The sequence below is a fragment of the Candidatus Cloacimonadota bacterium genome, from assembly GCA_028706475.1.
Taxonomy (GTDB): domain Bacteria; phylum Cloacimonadota; class Cloacimonadia; order Cloacimonadales; family Cloacimonadaceae; genus UBA5456.
In genome coordinates, this window is sequence record JAQWBI010000045.1 from 1 (window position 1) to 13,686 (window position 13,686).

At 46.5% G+C, this 13,686-nt stretch carries 11 protein-coding genes and 1 tRNA gene; 7 read left to right on the top strand and 5 right to left on the bottom strand.

Annotated elements, in window-relative coordinates; all coding sequences use genetic code 11:
* Positions 1–68: 68 nt before the first annotated feature.
* From PHF32_07485 to PHF32_07500, 4 genes are read left to right on the top strand one after another with little or no spacing between them, the layout of a single operon-like run.
* Complete coding sequence (locus tag PHF32_07485; GenBank protein MDD4560559.1) at positions 69–992, top strand: ROK family protein; 924 nt, start codon at positions 69–71, stop codon at positions 990–992.
* 27 nt (positions 993–1,019) lie between these two features.
* Positions 1,020–1,370 (top strand): hypothetical protein, encoded by a 351-nt coding sequence (locus PHF32_07490; GenBank protein ID MDD4560560.1) that lies wholly within the window; start codon positions 1,020–1,022, stop codon positions 1,368–1,370.
* A gap of 52 nt (positions 1,371–1,422) precedes the next feature.
* Positions 1,423–2,157: an ABC transporter permease gene (locus tag PHF32_07495; protein MDD4560561.1), complete on the top strand. Its 735-nt coding sequence runs from the start codon at positions 1,423–1,425 to the stop codon at positions 2,155–2,157.
* Complete coding sequence (locus tag PHF32_07500) at positions 2,154–2,801, top strand: ATP-binding cassette domain-containing protein (GenBank protein MDD4560562.1); 648 nt, start codon at positions 2,154–2,156, stop codon at positions 2,799–2,801. Before PHF32_07495 ends, PHF32_07500 begins: the two co-directional genes overlap by 4 nt.
* 26 nt (positions 2,802–2,827) lie before the next feature.
* Here PHF32_07500 and PHF32_07505 read toward each other — a convergent pair whose 3' ends face one another.
* The 5 genes from PHF32_07505 to PHF32_07525 all read right to left on the bottom strand — a co-directional run bounded on the left by PHF32_07505 (position 2,828) and on the right by PHF32_07525 (position 10,168).
* Positions 2,828–3,553 (bottom strand): XRE family transcriptional regulator, encoded by a 726-nt coding sequence (locus tag PHF32_07505; GenBank protein MDD4560563.1) that lies wholly within the window; start codon positions 3,551–3,553, stop codon positions 2,828–2,830.
* 176 nt (positions 3,554–3,729) lie between these two features.
* Positions 3,730–5,400 carry a C10 family peptidase gene (locus PHF32_07510; protein ID MDD4560564.1) on the bottom strand — a complete coding sequence of 557 codons (1,671 nt, stop codon included), beginning with the start codon at positions 5,398–5,400 and terminating at the stop codon, positions 3,730–3,732.
* Positions 5,401–5,639: 239 nt separating this feature from the next.
* Positions 5,640–5,715, bottom strand: a tRNA-Ala gene (locus tag PHF32_07515).
* Positions 5,716–5,812: 97 nt separating this feature from the next.
* A complete protein-coding gene (locus PHF32_07520; GenBank protein MDD4560565.1) occupies positions 5,813–7,486 on the bottom strand; it encodes a hypothetical protein in 1,674 nt (557 codons plus the stop codon).
* 39 nt (positions 7,487–7,525) lie between these two features.
* Positions 7,526–10,168 carry a valine--tRNA ligase gene (locus PHF32_07525; protein MDD4560566.1) on the bottom strand — a complete coding sequence of 881 codons (2,643 nt, stop codon included), beginning with the start codon at positions 10,166–10,168 and terminating at the stop codon, positions 7,526–7,528.
* Positions 10,169–10,358: 190 nt separating this feature from the next.
* Between PHF32_07525 and PHF32_07530 the strand changes: the two genes are divergently transcribed.
* Genes PHF32_07530 through PHF32_07540 form a run of 3 tightly spaced genes read left to right on the top strand, consistent with a single transcriptional unit; the run spans position 10,359 to position 12,852 of the window.
* Positions 10,359–10,880 (top strand): DUF1232 domain-containing protein, encoded by a 522-nt coding sequence (locus tag PHF32_07530; protein MDD4560567.1) that lies wholly within the window; start codon positions 10,359–10,361, stop codon positions 10,878–10,880.
* Positions 10,881–11,483, top strand: coding sequence for an RdgB/HAM1 family non-canonical purine NTP pyrophosphatase (gene rdgB, locus PHF32_07535; protein MDD4560568.1), 603 nt, complete (start codon positions 10,881–10,883; stop codon positions 11,481–11,483).
* Positions 11,484–11,499: 16 nt separating this feature from the next.
* Complete coding sequence (locus PHF32_07540; protein ID MDD4560569.1) at positions 11,500–12,852, top strand: phosphomannomutase/phosphoglucomutase; 1,353 nt, start codon at positions 11,500–11,502, stop codon at positions 12,850–12,852.
* Positions 12,853–13,686 lie beyond the last annotated feature (834 nt).

The window sequence follows — 13,686 nt, forward strand, 5'->3', positions numbered from 1 at the left end:
GGGGTTTTTACACTTGACATAGGAAGCTCCATAAATACAATGTAAATATATAGGTTAAGGAGAGAACAGTGAGACAGTACCTTGGCATCGATATCGGCGCTTCGAGATTCAAATACGGCATTGGCAACAGTAACCTAGGTTTACAACGTTTTGCCGTAAAACGAATTACTGATCGAAGCATTGAAGGATTTCGCAAGATTGTCCTGGACATCATTTCGGAAACGGAGAATCAGGGGATCAGTGGCATCTGCATAGGCAGTCCTGGAACCATCACTTATCCCGAAGGCAAGATTGTGGGGCACAATCCCAATCTGCCGTTTTTTACGGATTTCAGACCTGTGGATCTGATACCTGAGGGGATCGATATTCCAGTCTGTGCTGATAATGATGCGAATCTGATGGCTTTAGCTGAGGCATGTTTGAAACCATGTCGGGTATGCGTGGGAATCACGATTGGTAGCGGGATCGGCTGTGGAGTGGTGCACAGAAAGAACATCTTTCATGGCGCACATGGTTTTGCCGCTGAAGCGGGGCACATGATAGTCTATCCGGATGGCCTGTTATGTTCATGCGGGAAAAAGGGTTGTCTGGAAGCCTACAGTTCTGTGGATGGGATCAGGCGCCGCTTACATGACATCAATTCACCTTATGCTGGCTTGGATTTGCCCAATTTAATTGCTTCCAGAACTCGTATTCCAGAGGTGGATAAGTATATTTCAGAGGGCGAACAGGTTTTGATCCGTGGCTTGGCAAATCTCTGCACGGTATTGGATCCCGATCTGCTTATATTGGGCGGAGGGGCAATGGACTTTGCCATATACAACATCCAGAAAGTGGAAGCGGGAATCAAAGAATTGGTTCCAACTGCTCTTTCACAGCACCTGAGATGCGTTCATGCCGGCTATGGGAACCGTGCCGGAGTGATGGGTGGCATCATTTTGTGCGAAAAATTGTATCATCGGAACGAAAATTGCAACCATGTAGAATTATAAGTGATGTAACATAATGAGAGGAATAAAATGAAAACCAAAGCTTTAGTACTTGCCGGTATTATGCTCCTGATGAGCCTGAGCCTCGTGGCCCAAGTAACTGAGTCCTTGTTGCTATTTGATATCAGTCCCAATCCTATGAAGGAATACTGCGATATCAGCCTGGAATACAGCGGCGACGCCATTATCGAGATACAGGTTTTGGATGAGAAAGGTGACACTGTAAAGACAATTTACAATGGCCCCATTCACAAATCAGGTCGCTACAGATGGTTGCGCGACGACGCCCTTGGCAATTGGGTGGAAGCTGGTACATACTTTGTAGAGGTTCAATACCAAAGCCGCTACACCTCCACCAAGAAGACACTGATATTGAAGTAACGCCTCAGCGTTGACAGTGGATCACATATATAAAAGCGAAAAAAAGTCCGCTATGGGCTTTTTTTTGTTTGTTGCCCTTACTCTGAGGGAGGTTTTCCATATCCCATCCAATCGCCATGTCAGTTCCATGGTGATGTTGCGGCAGATACTGTTTACCGGTTACGAAGCCTTACCGCTCATCAGCTTTTTAGCTCTTGCAATTGGAGGTCTGGTGATCTTGCAGGGAACAAACCTGTTATCGGGATTTGGCCAGGGGATATGGGTTCACATTGTATTGGTTACAGTGGTGGTAAACGAACTTTCCGGTATCCTCACTGCTTTGGTAGTTGTGGCGCGCAGCGGGACAGCTATTTCTACGGAACTGGGTAATATGCGTGTGCGCCGGGAAATTGATCTGATAGAGTCTTTTGGGATATCACCCGTATCTTATTTGGTTCTTTCCCGCATCATTGGAGTGGTAGTGTCAATGGTAATCCTGGTGCTATACTTCAATTTAGTTGCTGTTTTGGGCGGATGGTTGTTTTCCAGGATGTTCAATCAGCTGGAGTTTGGGGCTTTTATGAGCGAATTCTTCTCAGTTCTGAAGCTATCCCACATTTTTTCCAGTTTAATTAAATCCATCGTGTTTGGCCTGATCATTTCGATTTCATCCACCTATCACGGTATGAGTGTGGGTCACGCCAGCACCGAAGTGCCGCAACGCACAATCCGGGCAGTGGTTAGTTCGATATTTGCCGTTATCCTGAGCGATATACTGATTACTTGGTTGTTTTGGGTGTTCCGATGATCATCGAGTTTTGCAAAGTAAGTAGTAAAGAAGGTTTGATAGCGCTGGATCTGAAGCTGGATCTTACTGGGGTGATCCTGATCCACGATCCCAGCGAGAACCTTTCTCGCGCAATACTAAATGCAATGGTGGGTTTGGATGAAATCTTGGAGGGAGAAATCCTGATTGATGGGATTGGGTTACAGGAGTATCTATCACGAGGTCCCCAGATTCAAAGCTTTGGCTATGTCTTTGATGAAGGCATTATGCTCTCCAACCTGTCTTTGAGAGAGAATCTGATGCTGCCGCTGAAATGGTTGCATCCGGATCTGGATGAGGATGTGATGGATGAGAAAATTGCGGCGATGTTGCAGAGATTCAGGCTGGATATGGACCTCTCCCAGCGTCCGGCGAAATATCGGGCGGGAGAATTGAAACTGCTTAGTTTTGTGCGGACTCTATTGATCGAGCCCAAAGTGCTTTTGCTGGATGATCCATATTACGTATTGAACAAAAACGAGCGGGCAGTACTATTGAATGTACTTTCGCAACTACGCTCTGTGTATCCGATGCTGATCGCCAGTATCGACGACGATTTTGGTCTGGGTTTTGCAGAACAGATCATAGACCTCACCGCCTACCTCAAGCATCTAAACACAGAATGATACTATCTCCGGTATACAAAGAGCATTTAAAATCTTCTAAATAGGGACGCCACATTTCCTATTAGGGTCAGATCGTTGTGTTCATCCGGTTTTACCAGGATGGGATTGTATTCTTCGTTGATAGGCAAAAGGATCACTGTGCTGGTTTTATGATCCATGGTCATCATTTTCAAGGTGATGGCACCATCGATGCGCACGGCGCAGATCTTGCCCGAGAGCTTCTCCCAATCGTTACATTGATTGATTACTACAATATCGTCATGATGCAGGGAAGGCTCCATGCTGTGTCCGTTTACACGAAGGCTGATAAAACTGCCCGGAGAACCCTTGATCTGACCTCTGCGGATCGAGATAGTGTCTGCATGGGGGAGATTGCTTTCCACCGGGGGGCCGGCAGCGATCTCTCCTTGTACTGGGATGTCTATCACAGAAGAATCCACCAGGTCTGTCTTGGCCCGGGCGATCTCTTCCAGGCTCTTGTTCAGCATCTGCTGTAGGGTTTCCCAGCCTTTACTCTTGCTTTGAGCTATACCCTTTTTACTATCACTAAACATATTGCCTTCTCCGGTAATCAGCCAATGCAGGTCTACACCATAAAGCCTCCACATCTGTTGCATGTTTTCAAGGGATGGATTGATCTTGCCGCTCTCCATTTGTGAGATGGCTGAAGGATTGAGTTTGAGGTCTTTTGCTACCTCAATTTGTTTCTTTTTAAGACTGGTGCGGAAAGCACGTATTCTCTCACCGATCATAGTTTTACTCCTCTTAATGATTTGTGATTTGCCAATTGAGCAATGCAAAACTACTGTGTAAGTGCAGCTAATCTTGTCAAGCGAAAATTGTAGTATGCGCTTATTTTGGTATGAACTAGTGATTGCTGATGGTGTTGCTAACTTCAACATCATTATCAGGGCTATACCGATTCGATCTACTGCTTAATCAATTTGCCACTCTTAGAAAAGTCTTCACCATTAATCCTATAGAAATAAAGTCCGGTAGGGCAGGCTTGGCCCAGGGAATCCCGTCCATCCCAAATATTGTGGTGGGATTGGTGCACCAATTGCCCTTTCAAGTTGTATATACGCAGTTCGTTGATGGGGGATTTGGTGCCGGATACGTGGAATTCACAGCTCTGGGAAAAGGGATTGGGACTAGTCAGAATACTTACGCAGACCGGACTATATTCGGAATCATCCGTAGCGGAACTGTTGCGGAAGACAATGGGGATTTCCAGCCAGGCATTATCGAAGACCAGGCGGATAGTACTTTCAATGATGTCGCGGGTGGGTACCAGATTAGTAATGCTAAAGACTATTGACCCATAGGCTTCGATGGTAGCAATGCCGGGAGCGGGAGATATCTGCCACTCTGCGGCATTCAATTCAGTGCCCACCTGCAGATCGACCAATTGCATGGTCAAGGCACTGAGGTTCACTACTTCAAGTTGCTGACTGCCTCCGGAGGCGATTTCCAGAGCATCGGGCACACCAATCATAGCGATGGTGGGTTGCAGATTAACAACTGCTCCCTCAACCACGGTAAGATTGTAGGGAACGCCTTCCGGGAGAGAATACCATCCGTTGTATTGGCCACCCCAGCCGAAATTGAGGTGATACATGCCTTCATTGTGCCCATCTACGACTACATTGTGTCCGGCATCTTCCGCAGGAGTCACCATTGCCAGCAGTAGAGGAATGCCTTCTTCAATGTTCTGAATCATCCTGGTGTATAGTTGGGGATGCTCCGGTCCCAAAAGCTCAACATTGGGGAAACCGAATCTCTGGAAAGCGGCATAAGCCTGATTCACAGAGAGAGTTCCGGAAACCTGGGAAGAATAAATCTGCTTACAAGCGGTTCCACAAGCAAAGACCAAGGCAGCCTGAAGCTCCGAAGAGGGAAGCTCATCGTGATTGAAAGCGGTCTGTACTTGATCCAGATAAGCGTTCAATTCCGGGAAAGAGGGAAAATCCATTGTTTCGAAGTCATCATCGATGGTATAGTTCCTTCCGGAAAAAGCGTGGTAATAATCATCACTATCGTCAAAGCGGGTGTTATTCAGGCTTTGGAGATGGTTTACGATCTGAGCCATTGCGACGGCGGGACAGCCCGCTACGCTGCGGGAATTGGATATGGGGTCAAGCGGGCACATGGTGTTCCAGGGAGCGGTCTGATTCCAATTTGTACTCAGTAAATAGTCGTTTACCAGCGTTATGGAACGAGGGCTGGTTTCAGCTCGTTGCCATGTATCTGTATAAGATACATCATAAAATTGCAGGCGATGGCTAAGGTCAGCTTTCAGGATTGTGCGCAGAGGATTGTCGGTGTTCCGAAAGCCGAAATCGGAATCCACGGAGTAGGCAACGAGAGGAGGAAGTGTATCATGGGCGGAGATCACCATGTATCCAGTAGGTTCTAAAGCATATATATAGGCGAGATCACCCTGTTCCGAACGCAAGACTTCAAGTCCCGAAATACAGTGTGATCCAGATTGCAGGTTCAAGATGGAATTTGCCAATGCCTTTGCTCTGGATTCGCTTATAGTATTTGCCCTCAGCAGGAAGGCAGAAAGGGCAATTAGGAGAAATAAGAGCTTTTTCATAAGGTCCTCTTTATATTATCTTGTTTGGCTCAATGATTTTGCGCAATTCTGCGGGAGAGGGGATATTGTCAAGGATTGATCTGTGCTTTGCTATAGTGAAGGATATTATTGTGTTGAAGAAACTACACACCATATTGAGGTAAGCTTTCTTTGATCCTGATACACTGATGCTTAGATTCGCTGGTCACGATCTGGTAGAGCACAAAAAACCCGGTATGAAACCGGGTATCATGAAAGTTTGGTGGAGCTAAGGGGATTCGAACCCCTGGCCTAATGATTGCGAACCATTCGCTCTACCAACTGAGCTATAGCCCCACGTTCTAGGCGTAAATCCCCGTAAAAGCAGTTTTTGTCAATATAAATCTGCTTCGCAGAGCTGGGATATGCTCCAAAATGATATCAAGGTATAAGCTTAGTCTTCATCCAGGAGATAGGTAGTTCCCCTCAGTGCAGTATAAGCCTGGCATTTCTCGCTAAAGCTTCCGTCCCGATACATAGTATGGATGTCCATTTGAAGGTCTTTGCTATAACGTGATAATACACTTTCATCCGGAGTAAAACGCTGCTGCAGATTCTCTCTTAACGAAGGGTTTGACTGCCACCAATAGTCAAAGGGATTCATGCTAAGCTGATTTGGTTTTCCGGCGATCATACGCTTGATTTTATCTGTACCACGCCAAGTGTAATATCGTAACTGTGCCAGATAATATGGTGTATTGATTGGGCAGTTATACTTTTCCCACTTGAACTTAGCGGCTTCCGGGTAGTACTTTTTTATCAGATACAGGTAAGTCCTTGCGTCTTTTCGCAATTCAGGGGGGATGTTCAATAAATATGTGATTAAATCCGGATGAAGCAAGGCAGAGGTGGTATAACTAAAAGGCAAACAAGCCAAATCACCGTTGGTGAGAGCATTAAATCCCCGATTCTCCATTATAAAGAGCTCGTGAGTTTCGTAATCATTATGGTACTGTTTAATAAATGGCAGTAGAGTCGGTATCAAACGTGTGGAATAGGCACCGGAATAGAAATCTACCGGACTATGCTTTGAGGATTGCAGATACGCTCCTTTGATGATGCCTCCTGCCTGACCACTATGTAGAATGCCATACTCTTTGAGAGGCATACTTTGGATAGCGGCATACAGATGCGCTGCTCCGTGAAGCACAGTCTGACCTTCATTGTATATAAGGTTTTCATCCAGATTCTTCAGATATTCTCCACCTTCAAGGGAAAAGAAGCGGAAGTCATAACCAAGCTTTGAGCATATTTCCCGACCAATGGTTTGATCCAGATATCCGGGTTGCGAGAAATTAAGACAGGTCAGATCCCGATACATCAGATTGTACGCGGTAAAGACAACCAGGCGCGAATCCAACCCACCGCTGATAAAAGCTAGATGCTTTTTCTGCTCATCACGTTCAAAGCCCTGTTTCACTGCCATTCTAAAGAGTTCAAGAACTTCGTCCGCACAGTCCTTTATACTGGTATTGGTAATCTTGTACTTGAAGCGGAAATACTTTTCTACCCATATCTTATCTTCTTTATATCTTAGCATGTTAGAAGCGCTAAAGTGTCTGATCTCTGAAATTGTGCAGTAATCCCGCAACATATAACCATAGGTAAGTAGCATGCGCAGGGCGATTTCGTCGGGATGGCACTTAATGCCGTTCAAGGCTAGAATACGCACTATCACTTTGATGGAGGTAGCAATGATTAAGACTCCATTTGCGTGATAATAGTAAAGCCGGAAGTTGTTACATACATTGCTGTACACTCGCAACTCCCGGGCAATATGATCTATGTATAAACAGCCAAACTGACCGTGAACTCTTGCCAGATCGTTATGACGCTCATCTTTTAGTATCTGTTCCAGTTCGCTTTTTTTATGCGATAGCAGGATACCTTCACACAAGATTGTGGCATCTTCAGTGCTTTTACAAAAGCTGTCATCAACTGGTTTGGGCAGGAAATCACGATAGAGTCTGATGCATCTATCCGGAGTCCAATCCCGTGAGAATATGGCTTCTCCCAAGCCTTTGATCTCAGTCCGGAAATCTACGGGGGCTACAATCAGAGCAAACACAAGCTTCTCCTAAATCTATTCATCAGACATGGACCTTCTCTAAAGGTCTGCTATTTGTCCCTTTAGCAAATCTGCTTTGGTTTGTACTTCCAAATGTTTCTCTTTCTCTTTTACCACTACCTCAGCTTTCGCATTGTCGATGAAATTCGGATTGCCGAGCTTTCGGGCGATGCCGTCGAGTTCTTTCTGCAGCTTTTCCAGTTGCTTGCCCAAGCGGGCTTTTTCCTGTTCGGGATCGATCAATCCAGCCAGGGGAATGAATATCTCCAGATTACGTACCACCGCACTGATGACGGGTTTTGGCTTCATCGCATCCATACCGGATACTATTTCCTCCACTTTTGCCAGGCGGTTCAGGTAGCCTTTGTAGTCTTGAAACAGTGTATCTTGTTCACTATCTGCGGTACGAACCACGATCTTCACCGGGGTAGCCGGAGAAAGGTTCAATTGCTTGCGCAGATTGCGGATGGCAGTGATGCTCTCTTGCATCAGTTTCATATTGTCGTTGATGGCGGGATCGATCATTGTTTCGTCTGGGATGGGGAATTGAGCTATGATCAGCGCTTCTTCCGGCATTGGGAAGTAGTGTTTGATGGACTGCCAGATCTCTTCGCTGATGAAAGGCATTATTGGATGCAAGAGCCTCATTCCGGCCTGCATCACATCAAACAGCACATACTTGGCGGTAAGCTTGCCGGATATGGGTGCATCGTCCTTCAGACGGTCTTTGCTCAGCTCTATATACCAGCTGCAGAATTCATCCCACAAGAACTGGAAGATGCATTGTGCGGCGTCGTTCAAACGCAGGTTTTCGTAATGATCGCGGGCCTCGCGGCTCACTTCATGCAAGCGAGAGATTATCCATCGGTCTGCCAGTTCCAGTTCCAGTTCCTCAGCCGTAGGCAAGCCTTCGATGGCTTCGATATTCATCATTATGAAGCGGTAGGCATTCCAGATCTTATTAGCAAAATTGCGTCCACATTCCAGAATGGCGTCGCTATAAGCTACGTCGGCGCCTTTTGGGGTGTTGAAGATCATGGAAAAACGCAAGGCATCGGCCCCCACGTGTTCGATAATATCGATGGGATCCGGGGAATTGCCTAGGGATTTACTCATCTTGCGGCCGATATCGTCCCGCACTGTGCCATGCAACAATACGGTATCGAAAGGGATCACCTGCTTGAAATGCAAGGTACTCATTATCATTCGCGCCACCCACAGATAGATTATCTCAGGAGCGGTAATCAGCACATTGGTGGGTAAAAAGCGTTTCAGGTCTGCAGTCTCATCCGGCCAACCCATCGTGGAGAAGGGCCAGAGCCAGCTGGAGAACCAAGTATCCAGCACATCTTCATCTTGCCTTATATGAGTGGAGTTGCATTTATTGCATGCACTTGGTGCGTCTTTTGCCACCATCATTTCACCGCAATCTTCGCAATAGTATGCGGGTATGCGATGTCCCCACCAGATTTGGCGGGAAATACACCAATCCCGGATGTTGTTCATCCAGTGCATATACACTTTGGTCCAGCGCTCCGGGTGAAAGAGAATCTGGCCTTTTTCCACCACTTCAATGGCTTCACGCGCCAGGGGCTCCATCTTCACAAACCATTGATCCGAGAGATAGGGCTCGATCACGGTATCGCAGCGGTAGCAATGGCCGACGGCGTGTTCGTGCTTCTCCGTCTTTTCCAAAAGACCTTGTGCAGATAGCATTTCCAGTACTTTATCCCGGCAGGCATAACGCTCCATGCCTATGAAATCGGGTCCGGCAGATTCGTTCATGATGCCGTGCTCATCCATCACCAAAAGCTGCTCCAGATCGTGCCTTTTGCCGATTTCAAAGTCGTTGGGATCGTGAGCAGGAGTCACCTTCACGCATCCGGTGCCGAAGGCCTTGTCCACATAATCATCGGCGATGATGGGGATGCGACGGTTGGTGAGCGGTAAGAGCAACTCTTTACCGATCAAATCCTTATAACGCATGTCTGCGGGATTCACTGCCACGGCAACGTCACCCAGCATCGTCTCGGGACGTGTGGTGGCGACAGTTACATACCCCGAGCCATCGGCATAAGGATAGCGGATATGCCACAAATTGCCCTCTTCATCACTATGTTCCACCTCGTCATTGGCCAGGGCGGTCACACAGCGCGGGCACCAATTTATAATGTATTTCCCTTTGTAGATCAGGCCATCTTCATACAGGCTCACAAACACTTCTTTCACAGCGCGGGAAAGCATCTCGTCCATGGTAAAGCGCAGGCGGTTCCAATCGCAGGAAGCACCTAAAAGCTTGAGCTGATCGATGATGATGCCGCCCTTTTCGTGTTTCCATTGCCAGATCCTATCCACCAAGGCTTCACGACCTATCTGGTGACGGTTTATACCTTCTTTGGCAAGCTGCTTTTCCACCACATTCTGGGTGGCAATACCGGCATGATCTACTCCCGGCAGCCACAGAGTGGGTTCGCCATTCATTCTGTGATAACGGACTACGACATCCTGAAGTGTGTTGTTTAGCACATGGCCAATGTGCAAAATACCGGTTACATTTGGTGGCGGGATTAGGATGGTAAAGGCTTTGCCTTCGCCGCGAGGGGCGAAATAGCCGCTCTCTTCCCAGTGTTTGTACCACTTTTTCTCGATGTCTTGCGGAGAATAGGTTTTGCTGATTTCCATTTGTTTTCCTTCCAGATGTCGTATATTTGCTTAAATTGCTAAGACTTCAAGCAATTACCACATATATAAAGCTGGAATTGCTGTCAAATGCTTTTTGGAGATGTTCATTTTAGCAAAAGCAAGCGATAGTACAAGAATTCACTTGACTCCGAGAGCAATACCGGATTATTATCTCTTTGTGGAGGTACTTATGACAGATGAAGTATTAGAAACTCGCGAAATCCCTGTGGAAGAACAGAAAGAAATCAACGAAAGGATCTTCGAGGAGGATCCCGTAAAGATGAAGTTCTACGAATATCTGCGCAGAAAAGCCAAAAGCTGGACCAACGAAAAGACTGGTAAACTGGGCGGAAAGTTGGGAGAATATCTCTTCATGCTTCCGGATTTCTTTATCCTGGTTTGTCGCCTGGCAGTGGATAAAAGGGTATTGATGAAGCACAAACTATTTGTTAGCGGCATCATCGCTTATCTGGTCTTACCCTTGGATATTATCCCGGATTTTATACCTGTAATCGGTTATGTGGACGATCTCGTGCTGGTGGTCTTGGGTTTGAACCTCATCTTGAATGAGATCGATGAGAAAGCATTGAAAGATAATTGGAGCGGAGAAGGTGATGTCCTGCATCAGATGCAAAAGATCACCGCAGCAGCGGATAATTTTTTGGACAAGAACCTGATCAGCCGCATCAAATCTTGGTTGAAAAAGCTCTAAATGAATATTTCTTTATTACTGTCTTCCCGAAATCCCGATAAGTTGCAGGAATATAAGGAGATACTCTCCCCGTTCAACATCGTCCTGCATAGCTTGTTGGATTTTCCTGATGCGCCAGAAACTACAGAAGATAAAGATACTATCCATGGCAATGCCATCAAAAAGGCCATGGAAGGCTCCCGATTCACCGGAATGTTATGTATTGCAGACGATAGCGGACTGTTTATCGACGCTTTAAACGGCGATCCGGGAGTGTATTCAGCCCGCTGGGCAGGGGAAGGTTGTTCCTATCAGGACAATCGGCGCAAGATCTTGTTGCAGATGGAAGGTCTTGACAATCGCGCCGCCAGATTTGAGACTGCACTGGCTCTGGCGGATAGCACCGGATTGATCTCAGTGGTTTGCGGAGTAGTGAAAGGCCAGATAACCCTTTACGAAAGAGGCGATATGGGCTTTGGCTACGACAGCATTTTCGAGGTTGAAGGCAGAAATCGCACCTACGCGGAATTGAGCGACAAAGAGAAGAACAGCATCTCACATCGGGGTTTGGCAATTCGTGAAATGCTGCCCACTCTGAAACGCATGTTGGACATTCAAGAATAATATAGAAGAGGTTACAATGATAAAAGGCGAAGCATTCAGGCAATACGACATCCGCGGAGTTGTGGGTGAACAGCTCAATGAAGAAAGCTACTACCTGATCGGAAAAGGCTTTGGCACAATGCTGCAAAACAAGGGTTTGAAAACCATTGTAATAGGCGGAGATGCCAGACACAGCACCCGGGGCTTTATGGACGCCTTCATCAAAGGGGCCAGAGAAACCGGTTGCAACATCACGGACATCGGTATAGTTGCCACACCAATCCTGTATTTTTCCATTTGGAAGCTGAAAATGGATGGCGGTGCCATGATTACCGCATCCCACAATCCCTCGCACTACAACGGCTGTAAGCTCAATCTGGGTATGGACAGCGTATTTGGCGAAGCCTTGCAGGATCTGCTCAAGCTCATTCAGAAGGGAGATTTTGCCCAAGCTGAAGGTACTGTGGTGAAGAATGACAGCATCGCCGATGAGTATATGAAGTACATCAGCGAAAACATACACATCGAGCGGCCGGTGAAGGTTATCGTGGATGGCGGCAATGGCGTTGGCGGACCCTATCTCCCCGAAATCCTGCGCCGTAAAGGCTGTGAAGTAATAGAGATGTATTGCGACCCGGATGGCGATTTTCCCAACCATCATCCGGATCCTACCATAGAAAAGAACATGGCGGATCTATCTCGCGCAGTGCTGGATGCAGAGTATGAACTGGGTATCGGCCTTGATGGCGATGCCGATAGAATTGGTGTGGTGGATGAAAAGGGCAAGATGCTCTTTGGGGATCAAATCCTGAACATTTTGGCCCGGGATTATCTGCATAAAAACCCCGGGAAAAGCATCATCGCCGATGTAAAATGCTCCAAAAACCTCTATGACGATATTAATGCACGCGGCGGCAAAGCGATTATGTACAAAACAGGTCATGCGAACATCAAGATGCGCATGAAGGAACTGGGTGTGGAATTTGCCGGTGAGATGAGCGGACATGTGTTCCTGGGCGATCGCTATTTGGGATTTGACGATGCAATCTACGTGAGCTGCCGCTTCATCGAGATTGTGGCAAATAGCCCGATGCCCGTAAGCCAATATCTGGCGGATCAGCCAAAGATGTATAATACTCCGGAATTGCATACTAAATGTGAGGATAGCCGCAAGTTTGAAGTGGTGGCAAAAGTATGCCGCGAATTCATAAAAGGCGGCTATGACGTGAACGATATAGACGGTGCCCGAATCACTTTTGAAGATGGTTGGGGACTGATTCGCGCGTCCAACACCACTCCCGTATTGGTAAGCCGTTATGAAGCTACCACAGAAGCGCGTATGCACGAGATTCAAGCGCTGATCGAAAGTGTGATTAAAAAGTACTTATAGACGCCATATTAGTAAGATAGCCCGGCTCTACATAAACCGGGCTTTTTCGTAGGTTTATCCTAGATTATGCCTTATTGAAGGTAAGAAAACAGATAATGCCCTGGAGCTCAAGACACCTATGCTATCTATCTCTGTCACAATAAATTACTAATCTTTCCTATACCTATGTGCTTGCAATATGGAATATCGCTAGTGTCATGTCAAGCTTGGTGTGGTAATCTACGAATTGCCACAGCGACCGAAGGGAGCTTTTGGATCATTCTCCTCTTTCCCTTTGTTCTATGCAGTGTTGAAGCTGATATCAAGCCGTTATCCTCCTGTGTTCACTCGATGATAACCCGATAATATCAGGTTCAAGTATAGATAAACCAGAGTGACACCATTTTAAAGGATTCAGGATAAAATCAAAAAACGTATTGGAGAGCAACCCTGTACTATTCAATTAATATCCAAACATATAAATCGTTTTATCCTACAAAAGGAACTTCCAATCGAAAGAAATTGGAAGAAATAACTCTTTTCTTCTACATGTAAGAATCGTAGAATAATCTTAGCATCAATATCACACATAGTTTATCTTGCGAGCGCAGAAGACGAAAGCGAGGGTGCGGAGCCATAGAGGAGTCCCTCGTAAAGGCAAGTCACAAGGCAGACCGAAGCCGTCACAATATTCTTATCTTCCATCCATTTTCAGCACTACCGCGGTTCCGGAGGCGGCTACCATCAGCATGCTACGATACGAAACCTCTCCGTAGCATCGGAATGCTGCGATTCGGACTTTCATAAACAATCCATTACTTGACAAATCCTCTCGTAGCATAATCCTGACGACAA

Coding starts and splice junctions, on each gene's coding strand:
- PHF32_07490 (MDD4560560.1), top strand. CDS start 1,020: ATGAAAACCAAAGCTTTAGTACTTGCCGGTATTATGCTCCTGATGAGC.
- PHF32_07495 (MDD4560561.1), top strand. CDS start 1,423: ATGGGCTTTTTTTTGTTTGTTGCCCTTACTCTGAGGGAGGTTTTCCAT.
- PHF32_07500 (MDD4560562.1), top strand. CDS start 2,154: ATGATCATCGAGTTTTGCAAAGTAAGTAGTAAAGAAGGTTTGATAGCG.
- PHF32_07505 (MDD4560563.1), bottom strand. CDS start 3,553: ATGATCGGTGAGAGAATACGTGCTTTCCGCACCAGTCTTAAAAAGAAA.
- PHF32_07510 (MDD4560564.1), bottom strand. CDS start 5,400: ATGAAAAAGCTCTTATTTCTCCTAATTGCCCTTTCTGCCTTCCTGCTG.
- PHF32_07525 (MDD4560566.1), bottom strand. CDS start 10,168: ATGGAAATCAGCAAAACCTATTCTCCGCAAGACATCGAGAAAAAGTGG.
- PHF32_07530 (MDD4560567.1), top strand. CDS start 10,359: ATGACAGATGAAGTATTAGAAACTCGCGAAATCCCTGTGGAAGAACAG.
- rdgB (MDD4560568.1), top strand. CDS start 10,881: ATGAATATTTCTTTATTACTGTCTTCCCGAAATCCCGATAAGTTGCAG.
- PHF32_07540 (MDD4560569.1), top strand. CDS start 11,500: ATGATAAAAGGCGAAGCATTCAGGCAATACGACATCCGCGGAGTTGTG.